Origin of the sequence: Streptomyces sp. NPDC002809 (assembly GCF_040295435.1) — a bacterium.
In the GTDB taxonomy this organism is placed as follows: Bacteria; Actinomycetota; Actinomycetes; order Streptomycetales; family Streptomycetaceae; genus Streptomyces.
In genome coordinates this window covers 1-18,762 of sequence record NZ_JBEOVJ010000033.1, presented here as the reverse complement: position 1 = coordinate 18,762, position 18,762 = coordinate 1, and the positions used below count along the sequence as shown (strand labels likewise).

At 70.8% G+C, this 18,762-nt stretch carries 15 protein-coding genes; 1 reads left to right on the top strand and 14 read right to left on the bottom strand.

Translation table 11 applies throughout. The features are described from left to right. Positions 1 to 32 precede the first annotated feature (32 nt). From ABT025_RS20580 to ABT025_RS20570, 3 genes are read right to left on the bottom strand one after another with little or no spacing between them, the layout of a single operon-like run. Positions 33 to 1,235, bottom strand: a complete 1,203-nt coding sequence (locus ABT025_RS20580) for an NAD(P)/FAD-dependent oxidoreductase (RefSeq protein WP_350996200.1) — start codon at positions 1,233 to 1,235, stop codon at positions 33 to 35. Further along, positions 1,232 to 2,776, bottom strand: coding sequence for an MFS transporter (locus ABT025_RS20575; protein WP_350996197.1), 1,545 nt, complete (start codon positions 2,774 to 2,776; stop codon positions 1,232 to 1,234). Before ABT025_RS20575 ends, ABT025_RS20580 begins: the two co-directional genes overlap by 4 nt. Then, complete coding sequence (locus tag ABT025_RS20570) at positions 2,773 to 4,443, bottom strand: AMP-binding protein (protein WP_350996194.1); 1,671 nt, start codon at positions 4,441 to 4,443, stop codon at positions 2,773 to 2,775. Before ABT025_RS20570 ends, ABT025_RS20575 begins: the two co-directional genes overlap by 4 nt. Positions 4,444 to 4,681: 238 nt before the next feature. On the opposite strand from ABT025_RS20570, the gene ABT025_RS20565 reads away from it, so the two are divergent. Continuing rightward, on the top strand, positions 4,682 to 5,575 hold the full coding sequence (locus tag ABT025_RS20565) for an ATP-grasp domain-containing protein (RefSeq protein WP_350996187.1): 894 nt from the start codon (positions 4,682 to 4,684) through the stop codon (positions 5,573 to 5,575). Between the two features lie 120 nt (positions 5,576 to 5,695). Here ABT025_RS20565 and ABT025_RS20560 read toward each other — a convergent pair whose 3' ends face one another. The 11 genes from ABT025_RS20560 to ABT025_RS20510 form a co-directional block, all read right to left on the bottom strand. Further along, the gene (locus ABT025_RS20560; RefSeq protein ID WP_350996184.1) at positions 5,696 to 6,670 is read right to left on the bottom strand and encodes a GNAT family N-acetyltransferase; all 975 of its coding nucleotides are present in this window, start codon (positions 6,668 to 6,670) and stop codon (positions 5,696 to 5,698) included. 13 nt (positions 6,671 to 6,683) lie between these two features. Beyond that, a complete protein-coding gene (locus ABT025_RS20555) occupies positions 6,684 to 7,529 on the bottom strand; it encodes a DUF6202 family protein (RefSeq protein WP_350996181.1) in 846 nt (281 codons plus the stop codon). A gap of 118 nt (positions 7,530 to 7,647) precedes the next feature. Beyond that, positions 7,648 to 8,760 (bottom strand): DUF6421 family protein, encoded by a 1,113-nt coding sequence (locus tag ABT025_RS20550; RefSeq protein ID WP_350996178.1) that lies wholly within the window; start codon positions 8,758 to 8,760, stop codon positions 7,648 to 7,650. A gap of 673 nt (positions 8,761 to 9,433) precedes the next feature. Next, complete coding sequence (locus ABT025_RS20545; RefSeq protein ID WP_350996175.1) at positions 9,434 to 10,459, bottom strand: hydroxyacid dehydrogenase; 1,026 nt, start codon at positions 10,457 to 10,459, stop codon at positions 9,434 to 9,436. Next, positions 10,443 to 11,498 carry a dihydrodipicolinate synthase family protein gene (locus ABT025_RS20540; protein ID WP_350996172.1) on the bottom strand — a complete coding sequence of 352 codons (1,056 nt, stop codon included), beginning with the start codon at positions 11,496 to 11,498 and terminating at the stop codon, positions 10,443 to 10,445. The genes ABT025_RS20545 and ABT025_RS20540 overlap by 17 nt, the downstream gene beginning before the upstream one ends. An 8-nt stretch (positions 11,499 to 11,506) precedes the next feature. After that, positions 11,507 to 12,535 (bottom strand): NAD-dependent epimerase/dehydratase family protein, encoded by a 1,029-nt coding sequence (locus tag ABT025_RS20535; RefSeq protein ID WP_350996169.1) that lies wholly within the window; start codon positions 12,533 to 12,535, stop codon positions 11,507 to 11,509. Positions 12,536 to 12,541: 6 nt separating this feature from the next. Next, entirely contained in the window at positions 12,542 to 13,489 is a 948-nt protein-coding gene (locus ABT025_RS20530; RefSeq protein WP_502971991.1) for a carbohydrate ABC transporter permease, read from the bottom strand. Positions 13,490 to 13,491: 2 nt separating this feature from the next. Further along, on the bottom strand, positions 13,492 to 14,397 hold the full coding sequence (locus tag ABT025_RS20525; RefSeq protein ID WP_350996166.1) for a carbohydrate ABC transporter permease: 906 nt from the start codon (positions 14,395 to 14,397) through the stop codon (positions 13,492 to 13,494). A 238-nt stretch (positions 14,398 to 14,635) separates the two neighbouring features. After that, positions 14,636 to 15,892: an ABC transporter substrate-binding protein gene (locus ABT025_RS20520; RefSeq protein ID WP_350996163.1), complete on the bottom strand. Its 1,257-nt coding sequence runs from the start codon at positions 15,890 to 15,892 to the stop codon at positions 14,636 to 14,638. 41 nt (positions 15,893 to 15,933) lie between these two features. Next, positions 15,934 to 17,190, bottom strand: a complete 1,257-nt coding sequence (locus tag ABT025_RS20515; RefSeq protein WP_350996160.1) for a Gfo/Idh/MocA family protein — start codon at positions 17,188 to 17,190, stop codon at positions 15,934 to 15,936. A gap of 42 nt (positions 17,191 to 17,232) precedes the next feature. Next, positions 17,233 to 18,762: peptidase C14 (locus ABT025_RS20510; protein ID WP_350996157.1), on the bottom strand; the 1,530-nt coding region annotated here is incomplete at its 5' end.

The following is an 18,762-nucleotide window of genomic DNA, read 5'->3' as shown; positions in this document are numbered from 1 at the left end:
AGGGTGACAGGTGAGGGAGCGAGGGAGCGGGTTCACCGCTTCTCGCGTTCGGATCCGTGGTCACGGTCGGGAGTGAGGTCCGTGACCAGCTCGGCGAGCGCAGACGGGGGTGGGTTTCCGGTGACGAGTGCGGCCAGTAGCGCACCGGCCGCGGGGGCGGTCTGGATTCCGTAGCCGCCCAGACCGGCCAGCCAGTGGAAGCCGGACGTGCTGGGGCAGGGACCGATGACGGGTGTGTCGTCCGGGGCGGCGGTACGCAGGCCGGCCCAGGCGTGGCTGATGTGCCGCAGACGGAGGGTGGCCACGCGTTCGAAGCGTTCGACGGCGGTGGCGACGTCGAGGTCGTCGGGGCGGGCGTCGCCGGGCGGTGCGGGGGTGTCGTCCACCGGGGAGAGCAGCAGACCGCCGGACTCCGGCTTGGCGTAGAAGGTGTCCGCCACATCCGTGATCATGGGCCAGCCCGATACGTCCGCCGCCCGGAGGGCGGCGCCCCCGGAGCCTTCACCGTCTCCGTGGCCCCCGACCGGAATCCGGGCGAGCGCGGCGGTGCGGCGGCGCGGCACGAGCCCCGCCGGCCGTACGCCCGCCAGCCGCGCCACGTCGTCGGCCCAGGCGCCGGCGGCGTTCACCACGACCGGCGCGGTGTACTCCCTCGCCGCTGTGGAGACCCGCCAGCCGTCGGCCTGCCGGCGCAGGGCCCGGACCCGGGCGCCGGTCACCACGCTGCCGCCGCCGGCGCGCAGCCCCCGCAGGAAGCCCTGGTGGGCGGCGTCCACATCGATGTCGCAGGCGCCCGGCTTGTACAGCGCGCGGCCGAAGGCCGTGGGGCGCAGCACCGGGCAGAGTTCCAGCGCCCGCTCCCGGTCCAGCTCGACGACCGGCTGCGGCGCGGTGGCCCCGGCTGCCCGGGCGGCCTCGAACTGCGGGGCGGTGCCCGGCGTTTCCAGGGCGAGCACGCCGCGCGGGGTGAGCAGCGGGACCGTGGTGAATCCGTCCGGCGGGGCCTCGTAGAAGCTGCGGGCAGCGGAGGTCAGCGCCCGTACGGTGGCGTTCCCGAAGTACTCGGAGAACAGCGCGGCGGAGCGTCCGGTGGAGTGGAGGCCCGGCGACCGTTCGGCCTCCAGGAGGACGACGCGGCCGTGCGGGGCGAGGAAGTATCCGGCGGCGGCGCCCGCGATGCCACTGCCGATGATCAGGAAGTCGGCCGTACCGGCTGACGCGGACGAGGTGCTCACCCCTTCCCCCGCTCGCCGGCGCCCTTGGCCGGGGCTGAGTCTCCGGGCTCGGCCCGCTCTCCGGGCACGGCGGCGTGCCGGGGCATGGTGAAGAACGCCACCAGCAGCGACAGCACGGCGACTCCGCCCGCCACCAGGAAGCCGCGGCCGATGCCTTCGGCGAGCGCGTCCTCGGCGGAGGTGGTGTCCGCCGCCCCACCGACCGTCGACCAGACCACGGTGCCCAGCACGGCCAACCCGATCGCGCCACCGATCTGCCGGGCCATGCTGAGGAGTCCCGAGGCGGCGCCGGAGTCCTCGTCGGCCACGTCCGCCAGCGCGGCCAGCGTCAGCGGCACGCCGGTCACGGCGAGTCCCGCGTACGTCAGCACGGTGGGCACCAGCATCCCGGTGGCGTACCCCCCGGACTCCCCGATCCGGGAGAGCCAGATCATTCCGGCGGAGGCGGCCAGCAGGCCCCAGCACACCAGCGCGCGAGCACCGAGGAACGTGACGAGCCGTGAGGAGGCCTTCGCACCGGCGACCAGCAGGCAGGTCAGCGGAATGTAGACGAACGCGGTGTCCAGCGGGCTGTAGTCCCAGACCTGTTGGAGGAAGAGAGTGAGGAAGAAGAAGATGCCGAACATCGCGGTGTTGGTCAGCGCCAGCACCGCATACGTGCCGCACCTGGTCCGGCCGGCGAACAGCCGCAGCGGCACCAGCGGCTGGCTGCCGCGTCTCTCGATCACCACGAACGCCGGAAGCAGCACGGCCGCCGCGCCGAGCGCCACGAGTACCGACGGGTCGGTCCAGTGCCCGCCCTCCGATGCGCCACTGATCAGGCCGTGCACCAGCAGCAGCGCGGCCAGAGTGCCGGTGAGCGCTCCGGACACGTCGAACCTGCCGCGCTGCCGGGGCGTCTCGCCCAGCACCCGCCAGGAGAGGGCGAGGACCACTGCCCCGATCGGTACGTTCACGAACATCACCCAGCGCCAGGACAGATACGCGGTGATCACGCCCCCGGCCAGCAGCCCCACACCGCCGCCCGCCGTGGCCACGGCCGTGTACCAGCCCACGGCCCGGTCGCGTTCACGCCCCTGCGGGAAGGTCACCGCGATCAGCGACAGCGCGGCGGGCGAGGCGGCCGCGGAACCGACACCCTGCAAGGTACGGCAGACGATCAACAGCCACGGCTCCTGCGCGAACCCGCCGAGCAGCGAGGCCACGGTGAACAGCGCCATCCCCGTCGTGAACATCCGCCGCCGCCCGAGGATGTCGCCGAGCCGCCCGCCGAGTATCAGCAGCCCGCCGAAGGCGACGGAGTACGAGGCGACGATCCACTCCAGGTCGGAGCCGCTCAGCCGCAGCGAGCCCTGGATGTCGGGCAGCGCGACATTGACGATGGTGGCGTCCAGCAGGAACATCAGCTGCGCCACGGAGATGACGGCGAGCGCCACCGCTCGCCGCCGCGACCCGGCCGTTCCCGGGCCGGGGCCCGCGGCCGAGTCCACCGTGGCGTTCCCGTCCGGGGGAGTCCGCGGCGCCTGCGGGGCCGCTGTCATCGGTGCGTGGTGTATTCGACCTCAAGGCGTTTGCGCAGCGGATGGCGGAGGATCTTCCCCAGGGAGTTCTTGGGCAGCTCCCAGACGAACTGGACCCGGTCAGGCCAGAGCGTTTCGGCCATCTTCTCCTCCGCCAGATGCCCGCGGAGTTCCGCCAGCGTGGGCGGTTCCCCCTCGGCCACCACCACGGCGCAGACCAGTTCGGCGGTGGGCATGCGCGGATCCGGATAGCCCACGAGCGCCACCTCCCGCACGCCCGGGTGCCGGACCAGCACCGACTCCACCTCGAGCGTCGAGACCTTCTGGCCGTTGGCCCGTACGGCCTGGTCGACGGAGCGGCCGACGATGCGGATGCCACCCCGGCCGTCGTCCCGGGCCAGGTCACTGGTGTCGAACCAGCCGTCCTCGTCGAGACACGCCTCGTACACCTCGCGCTGGCCGAGATAGCCCAGGCACTGCGAGGCGCCGCGCACCAGCAGCCGGCCGCCACCGGTGTCGGTGCCGCCCTCGGTGTCCGTCGTCGGCACGATCCGCAGCTCCATCGACGGCTCCGAGCGCCCGTCGCTGTGGCCCGCCCAGCCCTCCGGGTCGTCGGCCCGGGTGACGGTGACCGCGCCGTTCTCCGTCATGCCCCACAGGGCCCGCACCGGGATGTCGAAGACCTCCCGCATCCGGGCTATCAACTGCGGCTGGATCGGCGCCGATCCGGAGACGATCTGCACCACGCTCGACGTGTCCCGGGGCGCCTGGGCCTGCACGTCCAGCATGTCCAGGAGATAGACGGGCGAGGCGTACGCCCAGGTGACGCGATGCCGCGCGACGAGGTCGAGGAACAGCTCCATGTCCCGGTTCACGTCCTGCACGACACAGGTGGCACCGAGCAGCACCGGCATGTAGCAGGCGTACGAAAGCCCGGCCATGTGGGTGGCGAAGTTGGGGATGGAGATGACGTCGTCGCCGGTCAGCCCGTGCGGCACGGAGACCGCCAGCACCGCCGCGTGCAGGGTGTTCTGGCTGTGCACCACGCCCTTCATGCGGCCGGTGGTACCCGAGGTGTAGAGCAGCAACGCCGGCTCGTCGGGGCCCAGTCGGTCGGCCTCGTCCACGCTCCGGCGTTCCTCCCAGGGCGTACGGACGAAGAACGCGTCGAAGTCCAGCGCGCCGGTCGGCTCGGCGTCGCCGCACACCACCCGGTGCGCGAGCGTCGGCGGGGCGGCCTCCTGGAGGCGGGCGCCGTAGTCGACGTCCTGGAAGCGGTCCACGGTGACGCAGACCTTCGCCACGCTCTCCCGCAGGACATAACCCAGTTCGCGTACGTCCAGGGCGGGGATCACCGGGGTGGCCACGGCGCCCACGCGGTGGCAGGCCAGATACAGCGGAGTCAGTTCCCAGCGGTTGGGGAGGTAGAGCGCCACCACATCCCCACGCCCCACGCCGAGTTCGCTCAGCGCGGCCGCGAACCTCTCGACGAGGACCTGGAGTTCGGCATAGCTGATCTCCTTGGCCGGGCTGTGGCCCTCGTACCCGATCACGGCCGGGTGGTCCCCCCGGTCGCGGGCCGCCGCGGAGAGGTCGTCCAGGAAGGTCGTTTCCCGCCACCAGCCCGCCGCCCGATACGCGGCGTCGATGTCCGGTCCAGGCCGGACCAACGTGTCCCACTTACCCACCGCGGCACCTCTCGTCATCGAGTAACCCCCCATGCGCAACGCGATCGAGCGGCTGAGCCTAGAGGATTACGGAGGGTCGCGGAAGCCCTGTGCGTGCGTACCGTTTCAGTAGCCATACATCTCAACTCCGGCCGCGGTGTTCTCCCTTGACATACCTTCGGCGCGCAGGTCAGGATCGCTCGATCAGCACTGGAGTGCGACCTGTGTGCGGCGCGGCACGTGAGTTCATGGAGGCGGCGTGAGAATCGGTCTGCTCGGGTGGGACTACTCCGGGATCGACCCCGACGGCCACCATCTGGTGGAGTACGGGCGCGAGCGGGGACACGAGACCTCGTTCTTCACGCTGGAGGACATGGCGTACCGCCCGGGTCCCTCGGGCCCCACGCTGACGCTGCGCGGCGAGCCCGCGGAGTCGTTTCAGGCCATCATCAACCGGTGCAAGCTCTACGGTGACGACTGGCAGGACCGGGTTGAGCGGCTGAGCATGCTGAGCAACGTCCCCGGGGTCAGCCTGTTCGACCCGGCGGACGTCTGGGTCACCGGATACAGCAAATTCCTCATGGCGCAACGGCTGGCGGCGGCCGGGCTTCCGGTACCGCCGGTGCGGTCCGTGACGTCACTCGCGGACGTCGAGGCCGCCTGCGCCGAGTGGGGGCCGGTGATCCTCAAGCCTTCCTTCGGCTACCGCGGGATCGACGTGGAGCGCGTGGTCGACCCGGTCGCCGGCAAGGAGACCGCGGAGGACCTGCTCTCCCGCTTCCCCACCCTGGTGTGTCAGCCGTACTTCCCGACCGAGGGCGGCGAGTTCCGGATCGTCGTCGCGGGCGAGGCCACCCCGCTCAACGTCCTCAAGCTCCCGGCAGCCGGCTCCTGGCGCTGCAAGACGGTGGAGGGTGCGAGCTACGAGCGCTTCGACGCGCCCGACGAGCTGGTCGACCTGTCACTGCGGGCCACGCGCGCCATGGGAATGACGCTTGCCGGGCTGGACATCCTGCCGACCCCGGACGGCTATGTGATTCTCGAGGTCAACCCCATCCCCGGCTTCCTCGCCCTGATGGGGCGGGAGCAGCACCGGCAGGTGCTGGGCGGGGTGTACGACTGGGTCGAGGAGAGCATCGCCGCGAAGGTCTGACGCTCGGGGCCCTGGACGCCACGGCGGAGGCCGCGGCCGGCGCGGTGGCGCCGGGAAACCCCGTACGGGATCACCGGCCTCGCACGGGACTCCCTGTCCGGTCCGGACAGGGAGTCCCGGTCACTCCGGTGGCGTGCGGCCCGGGGAGAACCCGGGCGCGGCGCCGGGGGCCCGCACGGTCACGGACGTCAGGAACGGCGCGTGGTAGAGCGTCGGATCCACGGGGGCCTTGCTGATCAGATGGCCCGTCAGCCGTGCGCCTCCCGGGTTCGAGTCCCGGACGTCCTGCGAGGCGTAGCCCAGGATCATGGTCGGATCGCTCAGCGCGTCCAGTCGCAGGACGAGATCCGCCTCGTCGCCGCCCTGCGGATCGGCGCACTCCTGCGAGGGCACCGCCCGGAAACCCATCCCGGTCTTGAACCGGAGCAGGCCCGGCTGGGTGAGATGGCCCAGCAGGTTCGGCTCGTTCCCCATGGACGCCCGGGTGTATCCCCGGTCCCGCCCGGCCTGCATGGCCGCAAGGTAGAGCGTGCGGGCCAGGCTGGACCGGCGCCACCGGGCGCTGACCGCGGAGAACCGGAGCACCAGCAGGTCCACCTCAGGGCACTCCAGCACCAGTACGCCGCCGACCGGTTCGTCACCTTCGTAGCCGAAGACACCGAAGAACCTCCGCGGCCCGTGCAGCACCGCGTCCCGGTAGTCCAGCGCGAAGGGCACACCGAACCGCATCTCGGCCACCCGGTCCTCGTAGAGCGCGAAGAACCCGTCGAGCGAACCCGGCGTCACCGGATCCTCCAGCACGATCCGGAGGCCGGCCGAGGCCGCGTCGCGCCGGGCCTGCCGTATCGACTTGCGGGCCAGGCGGTGCAGCCCTGCCAGGTGCGCGTCCTCGTCGGGGCCCAGTTCGGACACCCAGGTGACCACGGACGGCTTGTGCACGAACCCCCGGGCGGCGAGCTCGTCCCAGCTCGCCGCGGGCGGATTCGGCACCCGTACGACGTCGACCGGGTGACCGGCGTCGAGCCAGGGCTCGTCCGCCAGTTCCCCGGCCTCGACCAGCGCCAGCGCGAGACCGTATCGGTCGACGACCTCCAACGGTCTCTCCCGCTCAGGCCGTCGCCGCGGCGGACACCGGAGGAGCCCCGGCCAGCCTGCCCGCGAAGCACTCCAGCGCACCGGACCAGCTGTCCACGTACTCCCCGACCAGCCGCTCGAACTCGGCGGCCTCCGCCTCCGTGGTCACCATCATCGTCATGCCGGTCTCCTCGTCGCTGACCTGTGCGGCATGCACCGTCTCCGCCTTGATGTGCGCATCGATCCAGGCGAACTGAGAGGTCTCGCCGAAGACCTTCTCCCCGTCCACCCACACCTTCGAGTACATCCGGCGGAAGCCCACGGCGATGTCCAGCGCGATGGTCTCCACCACCCGGAGCTGGACGGCGGCGCCCAGCGGGGAGTCGGCCAGCCGCTCCATGTTCGTCAGCAGGTCGGCCACGGGGCCGGGGAGGTCCTCCGCGCTCCGCTGCGCCGCCGGGCCCAGCCGCGAGGCCAGTGGCGCGACGATGGTGTCGTCCCACCAGATGTAGTGAATACCCGCGGGGCCCGTCGGTGCGACCGCGCTGAACTCCGGGGCCGCGTTGTCCAAGTCGTCACCGATGACCTGGTACACCGTCTGGAAGGCGCCGAGCAGATCGCGCGTCGGTGCCTCCCGGGTGGAGAACGTACGGGCCATGGTGCCCAGTCCGGCGAGAGTGCTGAACATGAAACTCTTCGTCATCACCCGCCACCAGACGGCGATGTCGAGCGCGCCCTGCGGGGTGACGGAATCCACGCTCCGCGCCTTGCCGAAGAAGCTGTTGTCGGCACGGCGCAGACGCGCTCTGTCTATCTCCTTGTCCACCCGTTCGTCGAGCGCGTCGCGGTCGGCGGTGGAGAGTTCAACGGCAGTGGTCACAAACACTCCTGATACTGGTGAGTTCCTGTGGACAGCCCCGAGGGGCCCTGGGCCCGGACCTGTCCGGCCCGGGCCCGAAGGCCGTCCCGTAATCCACCGGGGAGTACGGGACAGCCCCTCAGATGCCCAGCTTCTGCTTGACCTCGGCGAAGAACGGCACGTAGCGGTAGTCACGGGCCACCGGGTCGTAGTCGGTGTACTTGTCGGTGAGTGCGATCAGCCGCTTGCGGACCGCCGCCACGGGCTCCTGCCGGATGTGCGCCTCGATGGCGTGGATCTCGGCGAGGAACTGCGCCAGCACCTCGGGGATGTCCGGGCTCAGGTGAATGACCGAGTCCTCGACCCGGATGCCCTCGTGCTTCTGCAGATACCCGAAGAGCAACTGCGAAGCCACCGCGTCGTAGTTCGGCCGCGGTATGCCCTCCACCGCGTAGCGCAGCAGCCGTTCCGACAGGATGTACTCGTAGGTGGTGAGCGCCTCTTCGCGGGGCAGGTTCTCGTCGCCCAGCAGCGCCAGCATCGCGGAGACGTCCACCCGCAGTTCCTCGAGCCCGGCCAGCGGCTTGTACTTCTTCGCGTCGAGGAAGTCCGGGATGGGCATGTCGCCCTGCCGGTGGTGGTACTCGTGCAGCCGAACCCACCAGGACGAGGCCTGCTCGATCGTCGCGTCCGGGGCCCCCTGGATCAGCGGGAAGCTGCCCTTGGCCATCACCGCGTCGATCATTCCCCGGGTGATCCGGTTGTGCCGCTCCACGAACTTGTCGATGAAGTAGAAGACGAGGTCGTCCGGGTCCTGAAGCCCGTCGATGTGATTCTCCGGAAAGAGCGCCACGACCACCCGGGAACGGAATCCGGCCGACCGCCCGGTGATGCGCACCGGGGCGGTGCTGCTGGCGTACCGCTCGGCCAGGTGCGCGTCCGCGGGCAGTTCCTCGTAGGTCAGGTAGTCCAGGGACAGCTTCGGGAAGTACGAAGCGTCGAACAGCGAGAAGAGATGGTTGTCCCGACGGCTGTTGATGTGTCCCTTCGTGGCGCTCAGACGCTCACCGGGAGTGAACGAGTGGATGTCCTCCAGGAAGGCCTGAGCGGCCGGTTGCCGGGAAAGACTCCGGGTGTTCTCGATCTGGCGGGCCAGTTCCTTCAGAGTTGCCTCGGACCGGTACGAAGCACGCTCCGGGAGCCCGTTCCGCAATGCGTCCACCTCGGCGAACACCGAGCTCATGTCGTCCATCACACGCCCTTCCTGGCCACCCGTCCGAGCCGTGACGCGAAACGAACCACCCGGCGGGCCGAACTCGCGTCCGCAACGACTCGCCCTGAGTGCGGCAGCACACAGCTCCGCTGCCGCGCAGTCCGGGAGAGGTTGCGGTGATCACCGACAACGTGGTGACCAAGAGGGAGCCTAACCGCGCCGACAGTGCCTGACCAGATCCAGGATCAGGCTCGTCCCTACGCCCCCGCTCAAGGTCAACTGGCTCATGACGTCGGGTTGTTATGTCCCCGACTGCGCCGGTCGTGCTTGGCCTTCCCGTGATCGGTGCCAGGTGGATGGGCGGGGCGCCGCTCGCGGTGGTGCCGACGGGCGCGGTCCCGGCAGAGCCTGCCCGGTGGCACCGCAGTCCTCCCGGTGGCACCGAAGGCGGCGCGGCCTGGCCGCACTTCGTGCCGGCGCCCGCACCGGCACCGGTCGGCAGCCGGCCGCCTGATGCCCGGTCATTCCTGAGAGGTCGAGGCGCCGGGGCCGACCTGTTCGGTGCATCCGTCGAGGGAGAGCCGACGGTGCTCATGGTCCGGCCCGACGATGCTCATGGCCCGGTCCGACGATGCGCGTCGGTCGCATGCGACCGACGCGCATCAGGCGCATGACGGTGAGATCTCCTGACGGGACGGGTTAGGGAAAGGGGTCAGTGCAGCCGCGCGAGGGCGTCGGCGGTGACGGCGTGGACCGGCGGACGTCCGGCGAGCAGCCGCAGCACCTCGTTGACGGCGCTGGTGCCCAGCCGCTGCCGGCACTCGACACTGCCCGCCGCCTGGTGCGGGGTGAGCAGCACGTTCGGCAGCGCACGGAAGGGGTGGCCGGCGGGCAGCGGCTCGGCGTCGAAGACGTCGATCGCCGCGTCCAGCCGGCCGGTGGCCAGTTCGGCGAGGAGCGCGTCCTCGTCGACGAGCCACGACCGGGCGGTGTTCACGAGGCCCGCCCCGTCCGGCATGAGCGCCAGCTGCGCGGCGCCGATCATCCGGTGGGTCTCCTCGGTGACCGGTGCGTGCACGGCCACGATCCGGCTGCGTGAGAGCAGTGTCTCCAGGGGGACGGGCGTCACGCCGAGCGCCTTGGCGTCGGCCTCGGACAGGAACGGGTCGGTGACGCTCACCCTCGCCCCCATCGCCCGCACCAGCCGGATGTAGGCGCGGCCGGTGCGGGAGGCGCCGATCACGCCGATGTCGCTGCCGTGGATCTCGTGGCGCGGCGGTGCCTCGCTCGCCGCCGCCCACTCCAGCCCGCCGCGCAGGGCGTGGTCGAAGCGCTGGATGCGGTGGAGCAGGGACAGGGTGAAGGCGAGCGCCACCTCGGCGACCGGGCGGGCCATCTCGTCACCGGCCTGCGTGACCAGGATGCCGCGCGTGAACACGTCCTCGGTGACATAGGGGGCGACAGCCGAACCGGTGTGCGCCACCAGCTCCAGGCGGTCCGCGTGCGCCAGCAGTTCCGCGTCCACCTTCGGCGCCCGCCACGAGGTGATCAGCGCGCGGGCGCCGGGCAGCGCGGCCGCGACCGCCGCCCGGTCGGAGTGGTCGTCGACGACGGTGAGTTCGGCCGCCCGCTCCAGCTCCTGCCACACCTCGGCGGTGAAGAACTGGGCGCGCAGGCCCGGCGGTACGGCGACGACGACCCGTGAGGAGCGGTCGGCGGGTTCAGGAGAGCCAGGCATCGAGGTGCTCCGCAACGAAGGCGTCATCGGTCAGCCAAGGGTAGGCCGCGGCCACCCGGGTGATCTCGTCGGCCTGTCCGGGGGAGAGCGTCTCGGCCGGGTCCAGGCAGCGGATGTTCGCCAGCAGGCCCTGCCGGCGCAGCACTTCGTGCACCCCGGCGATACAGCCGCGGAACGCGCCCCGTACGTCGAAGACCGCGCTGTTGGCGTCGGTGAGCTCGGAGCGGCGGGCCAGGCAGCGGACCATCGCCCGGTGATCCCCGGCGCGGGCCCGGCGGACGTCGTCGAGCAGCGTCACGGCGGAACTCGTCCACACCGCCCACTGGCCGAGCAGCCCGCCCGCGAACCAGCGCGGGGTGCCGGCGGCCGTCTCGTACGGGGTGAGCAGATCGCCGATGATGTCGTCGTCGTTGCCGGTGTACAGGGCCACCTCGTCGGCCCGGTCGGCGGCAGCGACCGCCCGGACGACATCGGCGGTGCGGTAGCGGTCGAACGGGGCGATCTTCACCGCGGCCGTGTTCGGCAGATCGGTGAACGCCGACCAGAAGGAGGGCGACAAGTACCGTCCGCCGACGGCCTCCTGGAGGTAGAAGCCGATCACCGGCAGCACCTCGCCGACCGCCCGCGCCCGCTCCAGCAGCCCCTTCTCGTCCGCCCCGGGCACGGCAGGGCTGAGCAGCACCGCGTCGTAGCCGAGCGCGGCGGCGGTCTCGGCCTCCGATACCGCCTGGGCGGTGTAGCCGCAGGCACCGGCGACCTTCACGAACGGGCGGCCGGCCTCGGCGTCGATCGTCTCGGCGGCGAGTTCGAGCACGGGCCGGAACAGGCCCACCTCCCGCTCGCGGATCTCGAACTGGGTGGTGTGCACGGCGACGGCGGCGCCGCCCGCGCCCGACGCGAGGTAGTACCGGGTCAGCGCGCGCTGCCGGCGCTCGTCGAAGGTGCCGTCCGCGTGCAGCGCGAGCGGGTGTGCGGGGATGGCCGCGCCCCGGGCGAGCAGTTCCAGCGCGGGCGTGGACCGGAGGGAGGGAGTGGACATGGAGTGGATCAGAACCTTCCGTCACGTACCTGGAACTTGGTGGGCTTGCCGGACAGCGGCAGCCCCCGGCGCAGCCAGTCGGCCTGCCATTCGACGAGGGTGCGCAGCGCGACGTCCGGGTAGCCGAACAGTGCGTGGCAGCGGCTCGCGTCGGAGAGCAGCGCGGTGGGCGCCTCGGTACCGGCGAGCACCGGCTCACGGCCGAACTCCGCGCCGAACCACTGGGCGATGCGGCGCACCGACGCGGTCTCGGGGCCGGTGAGGTTGAGGGTGAACGCCTCGCCGTCGGTGGCGTGCGACAGGGCGCGCAGGGCGACCTCGTTGGCGTACCCCTGCCACACCACGTTGGCATGACCGGTCGTCACGTCGACGGGCTCCCCGGCCCGTACGCGGTACGCGATGTCGGCGAGGACGCCGTAGCGCAGGTCGACCGCGTAGTTGAGGCGGATGTTGGCGACCCTGGTGCCGCGGGTCAGTGCCGCGTGGCCGAAGATCCGCTCACGGCCGAGGCACGACATCGCGTACTCGCCGACCGGCCCGACCGGGTCGCTCTCGGTGCAGCCGCCGGAGGAGACCGGCACCAGCGGATAGACGTTGCCGGTGGAGAACGCGGCGATCCGCGCATCCGGCCAGCGCCGCACCACCCGGTCGGGCATCGCGGCGTTCACCGCCCAGGCGTGCGAAGGCGCGCCGGCGGAACCGAACTTGGCGCCGACCATGAAGACGACGTTGCCGGCGTCGGGCAGAGCGGTCAGATCGGCGGCCGGGTCCATCAGGTCGAAGGCGAGGGTACGGACCCCGGCCGCCTCCAGCTCCCCGGCCGCGGCCTTGTCCGACCAGCGGGAGACCGCGTACACGGTCACGTCCGTACGGCCCGCGGCGTCCAGCGCCCGGCGGGCCAGCCGGCACAGGCTGGGGCCCATCTTGCCGCCCGCGCCGAGCACCAGCAGATCGCCTTCGAGGCGGCCGAGATCGGCGACGAGCGCGGGGGAGGGGGTGGCGAGCCGCTCTTCGAGCGCGGCCTCATCGGTGAACATGTGTGGCTATCCCTTGATTCCGGACGCGGTGACGCCCTCGGTGAAGTAGCGCTGGCCCACCATGTACGCGGCGAAGATGGGCACGAACGCGATGACGGAGCCGGAGAGCACCACATTGAGCGGCACGTTCTGCTGCTGGAGCGAGGCGATGCCGACGGTGAGGGTGCGCATGTCGGTGGACTGGCCGATGACCAGCGGCCACAGGAAGTCGTTCCAGTGCCAGAGGAAGACGAAGACGCCGAGCGTGGCGAGGATCGGCTTCAGCAGCGGCAGCACGATCCGGTAGAAGATCTGCCACTCGCTGCAGCCGTCGAGCCGTGCCGCCTCGAAGAGTTCGTCCGGCAGCCCCTGGATGAACTGCCGCATCAGGAACACCGCTTGCGCGTTGGCCAGGGTCGGCACGATCAGTCCCCAGTACGTGTCCACGCCGCCCATCTTCGCGATCATCGCGAAGGTCGGGATCATCGTGACGTGGTACGGGACCATCACCATCGACAGGAACGACCAGAACATCGCCTCCCGGCCCGGGAAGCGCTTCTTGGCGAAGGCGTACCCGGCGAGGGAGGCGAGCAGCAGCACGCCGACGACCGAGACGACTGAGTAGACCAGCGTGTTGAACAGCCAGCGCGGCACGTCCTGGGCGCCCATGACGGTGTCGTACGCCTCGCCGGTCAGCGGCCACGGCAGCAGACTTCCGGGGAAGTCGACCGCCGCGGACGGCTTCAGGGAGAGCACGACCATCGCGTAGAACGGGAAGACCGTGACGAGCGCGGCGACCGTCAGCAGCACACCGCGTGCGATGCGGCCGGTGCGGGTGGGGCGCATGCCGTACGGGACGGTGTCCTGCTCGGAGAGTTTGCGCAGTCTGCGTTCGGCCCGGCGAGCGGCCCGGTCCGGGGGCGCGGAGGCCGGGCCGACGGGCGGGGCCTTCGTCTCTGCGGGTGCTGCGGTCATGGTCACTGGTCCTTCCCGATCACGAGCCGCTGGATCACGGCGACCACCACGGTCAGCACGAAGAGCGCGACACCGATGGCGGAGGCGTAACCCAGGTCGAAGTACTTGAAGCCCGCGTCGTAGAGCTGGAAGACGAGCGTGTAACTGGCGTTGGCGGGTCCGCCGCCGGTCATCGTGTACACGGCGTCGAAGACCTGGAACGAGGCCGTCGTCTCGATGACCGCGAGGAAGAACAGGGCGGGCTTGAGCTGCGGCAGCACGATGTACCGGAACCGCTGCCACGGGCCGGCCCCGTCGGTGAGGGCGGCCTCCTCCAGCTCCCGCGGGATGTCCTGCATCCGGGCGAGCAGGATGAGCATCCCGTAGCCGAAGCGGGACCAGACGCCGACGATCGCGAGCGCGGGCAGCACCAGCACGTCGTCGGAGAGCCAGGAACCCTCGGACATTCCGAACCAGCCCATCAGGGTGGACCACGGGCCGCCGGTCGAGAAGATCCAGACGAAGACGGTCGCGGCCAGCACCAGTGAGGTGACGACCGGCAGGAAGAACACCGAGCGGAAGAACTTGGCGCCACGGAAGGCGCGCCGGGTGATCAGCGCCAGGGACACCGACGCGATGAGTGTGCCGGGCACGGCGAGCACGGTGTAGAGGACCGTGACCTTCAGCGCCTGCCAGAACAGCGGGTCGTTCCACAGGCGGGTGAAGTTGTCCAGCCCGATGAAGCTGCCGCCGCCGGTGAGGGAGTAGTCGGTGAAGCTCATCAGCACACCGGCGACACCCGGACCGAAGCGGAAGGCGAGGAAGAGCAGGAAGCACGGAAGGACGAAGAGCAGGCCGATCCGGGCTTCGCGGCGCGCCTGCGGCCCGCTGCGACGGCCCCGGCGGGTGGGTTCCGCGACGACTGCCACGGGGATCTCCTTGCGGTACGGGGGGATTGCGGGGGGTCCGGGGGCAGTGCCCCCGTGGGGTTGCGGGGCCGGGGCCCGGGTTCGGCCGGGAGGCCCGGCCCCGCAACGGCCGATCTATGGCCGATCAGCGGTCGATCAGCGGTCTCAACGGCCGATCAACAGCCGATCAGCGGTCGATCAGCGGTCTCAACGGCCGATCAACGGCCGATCAGCGGTCTCGACGGCTGATCGCGGCTGATCAGCGGCCGAGCATGGCCTGCGCGGCCTTCTGCGCGGCGTCCAGTGCGTCCTGAGGGCTCTTCTTGCCGAGCAGCGCCGCCTGGATCTCCGGCGCGAGCAGGCCCTGGACCTCACGGGCCTTGTCCTGCAGCGGGCCCACGTTCATGCTCGGCAGAGTGGCGCCGACGGCGGTCTGGAGCGCGTCGTCGGGGTACAGGTCGCCGCCGGACTCACGGGCCGGGAAGAAGCCCGCGGCCTTCTGCAGGCCGGCCGTGTTCTTCGACTCGGCGACGAAGTTCAGCCAGTCGCCGGTGTTCTTCTTGTCGGCGCCCTTCAGCATGGACAGAGCGCCCACCGTGCCGTAGCCGACCGATGCGGTCTCCTTCAGCGGCGGCTGGACCACGATGTTCTCCTTGCCCCAGAACGGCTCGACATCCGCCGGGGTGTTCTGCCAGGTGCAGGCGACCTTGCCCTTGGCGGTCGGGGTCTGCTCCAGCTTGGGCGTGGTCGTGACCAGGTCCTTGTCGGTGTAGCCGCCGTCCACCAGTTTCTTCAGGTACGTCAGCGCCTTGACTCCGGCGGCGTCGTTGAAGGTGACGGTCTTGCCGTCCTCGGAGAAGACGTCGCCGCCGGCCTGCCACAGCAGCGGGTAGAAGGTCATGTTCAGCGTCTGCTGGGTGTCGCCGCTGTAGCTGGTGGCGTAGTAGCCCTTCTTCTTCAGCTTCGGGGCCAGCGCCTCCAGGTCCGCCCAGCTCGTCGGATAGGTCTTCTCCCCGATGTCGTCGAACACCCGCTTGTCGCAGATCAGCGGGTTGGCACTGGTCAGGACCGGGGTGGCGAGCGCCTTGCCCTCGACGGTGACGGACTTCAGCGCGAAGTCCGTGTAGTCGGACTTGGCGTCGGCCGGCATGTACTCGTCGGCCGCGACGATGTTCCTGGCGTACTTCGGCAGCTGGTCCGGGATCAGGTAGACCGCGTCCGGGCCCTTGCCGGAGGCGATCGCGGTGGCCAGCGCGGTGTCGCGGTTGGCCCACGGGAAGGTCTCCACCTTCACCGTGACGCCGGCGTGCTCCTTCTCGAAGGCCTTGACCAGGCCGTCCCAGTACGCCTTGTTCTTGGCCTCGTCGAAGATGACCGGGTAGGTCCACATGGTGACGGTGTTGCCGTCGTCGCCGCTGCCGGAACAGCCGGCCAGCACACCGGCGGCGAGCGCGGTCGCCACGACGGGGGCGGCGAGGGCGCGGACTCTGGAACGACGGGTGAGAAGACGGGACATGAGGTGGTCCTCCGAGGACGTGAGGGTGGGAAGAGGGGGAGTCACTGCGCCGGGACCGTCTGGACGGTGCCGGTGTGCCGGGCGCGTTCGGCGGCGAACGCCGCGAGATGACTGCCGAGCGAGGTGGCGGGGCCGGAGCGGACCGCCCCGGAGTCACCGGTGGCGACGGCGGTGACGAACGCCTCGACGAGCGCGGCGTCCCCGCCGCCGTGCCCGTCCGCCGCGTTCGACCCGGACGTGCCGAGTTCGTGGACGGTGGACTCGCCGGTCCGGAAGTCCTGCACGGTGACGCGCTCACCGTCACCGACGATCCAGCCGTGCGAACCGAAGATCCGCGTCTGGCGGTGGGTCTGCTCGGTGAACGCCACCATCTGGAAGGTCGCGGTCACCCCGCCCGACAGCTGCATGGCGAGGACCTGGTGGTCGACCACGTCGTTGTCGCTGCGGTACGCGCAGACCCCGTACGGGCCCTCGCGCAGGGCCTGTACGAGACCGGCCTCGTCGGTCGCCTCGGTGACATGGGTGACCGGCCAGACCGCGCCCTTCTCGCGCAGCGTCGGCATGTACAGCTTCAGCGCGCTGTACGGGCAGCCGGACTCCACCGCGCAGTCCAGGCAACGGTCCGCTGACCCCGCCGGGGCGTTCTCGGGCCGGAAGTGCTTCAGCCCGCCGAAGCCGGTGACCTGCTCGATCCGGCCGCCCATGATGTACGTGATCCAGTCCAGGTCGTGACAGGACTTGGCGAGCAGCATCGGCGACGAGTCCTTCTCGCTGCGCCAGGGACCGCGTACGTAACTGTGGGCGTAGTGCCACCAGCCGACCGGCTCCAGATGGTCGATCGAGACCAGCTGCCCGAGCACACCGGAGTCCACGACCTCCTTCACCAGGTCGGTGTACGGGGTGTACCGCATGACGTGGCACACCGCGAACAGGACCCCGGCCCGCTCCACCCCTTCCACGATCCGGCGGGTCTCCTCCTCCGTCGGGGCGAGGGGCTTCTCGGCGAGGATCGCGTAGCCGGCCTCGGCCAGGGCCAGCACCGGCTCCACATGGAAGCGGTCCTGGGTGGCGACGATGACGGCGTCCGCGATGCGGTTGTCGACGAGCGGCCGCCAGTCGTCGAACTCGACCGGTGCGCCGGCGGCGGCCCGCGCCGCGGGGCGCGGATCGGCGACGGCGACGAGTTCGGCGCGCTCGGGGTGCGCCTTGATCCACTCGGCGTATGTCAGACCGCGGTTGCCTGCGCCGACGAGCGCGACCCGGACGGGCCGGCCGGTGATCGGGGTATGCGTGGACACGGGGAATCCCTGGTGCTCGGTGGTGCTCGACGGACGGGGTGATCAGAAGCGCAGCGTGGCCGCGGTGTGGGCGACGCGGTCGCCCTCCTCCGGCAGTGCGGTGCGCTCGGCGCCGTCCTCGACACAGCCGGTGTGCAGCAGATGGCCGGCGCCGCCGAAGGCCGCGGGCCGGAGTTCGATCCGGCCACCGGTGAAGGTGGAGCCGGTGGCCCGGTAGCGGTTGGTGCCCTCGGTGACCAGCACATGGGCGGTGCCCTCGGGCGCGGTCGAGTCGAGGCCGGTGAGCTGCCAGTCGACGGTGCGGCCGGAGCCGGCACGCGTGAGCAGGGCGCCGTCCTTGTTGGTCCCGGACAGCCGCGTTCCGTCGATGCGGAGGCGTTGATCCTTGGCCGCCGTCAACTTCAGTCCGCTGTCCCGGAGTTCGCCACCGAGCACGGTGACGTCGGAGTGGGCGAGCGAGACCGGGGCGGTGTCCTTGGAGCCGGTCAGCGTGCACTGGTCGAGGACGAGCGGCCCGGTGCCGTTGAACACGGCACCGTCGACGCCCTTCAGCGTGGTGCGCTGGAGGGTGAGGGGGGCGGTGACGTTGGCCTGGGTGATCTCCGCGCCCGCAGCGAAGGCGAAGGAGGAGTCGGCGATGACGTTGGGGCGGGCGGAGAGGTCCGAGGCCCGGGAGACGATCAGCGGACCGGTGGCCGTGCAGCCCCGCATCTGCACCCCGTCCGCGTTGACCCAGAGCATTCCGGAGCCGGCCAGGGACGGCTTCCCGATGACCAGGACGTCCTCCAGCGTCAGATCGGTGATCTTGACGCGGGCGACGAACCAGGAACAGGCGTGCCGCCGGACGGTGATCCGCTTGGCCCTGCCGCCCCAGGCCGCGCCCGAGTTGGCGAACGTCATCAGGCCGGAGTTGCCGGTGTAGACGAGGTCGTGCTCGAACTGGCCGTGCGTCACGAACGGGCCCTCGTCGTCACCGTCGCCGTGGCAGTTGGTGACGTAGCAGTAGGCCGAGGCCGTGAAGTCGTTGAGGTGACGGGCGTTGGAGGTGTGACAGTCCTCCACGTGCCCGTACAGGCAGTAGATCTGCTGCGTGAGGTAGCCCGCGCCGCCGTAGGTGACGGACTTCGGGTTGGTGAGCGAGCACTGCTCGGTGCGGTAGTACGTGCACCAGCGGCGCATCACCACCGGCCAGAAGGTGCCGACGGCCTCGATGCCGGAGACGTCGCAGCGCACCGCGTACTCGTAGGCGACCGGGTGCGAGCCGGTCATCTCGTCCTCGCCCCAGCCCTCGAAGACCATGTTGCGGACGTGGGCGCGGTCGACGGGCTCGACACGGGTCCAGGTCAGGGTGCGGCCGGCGGCCAGGTCCCAGCCGATCTGGTAGTTGACCCGGATGTGCGTCGTGTCGACGACGTCGGTGACCTGGACGAGACGCTGGATCTCCTTCTCGTACTTCCCCGCCAGTGCGTCGATCTCCACGGCCCACCACTGGCCGACGGCGAACTTCGAGGAGTCGCCGACCTCGAACAGGTCCGAGAGGTCCGGCATCGCCGCGCTCAGCGCGTGTTCGAC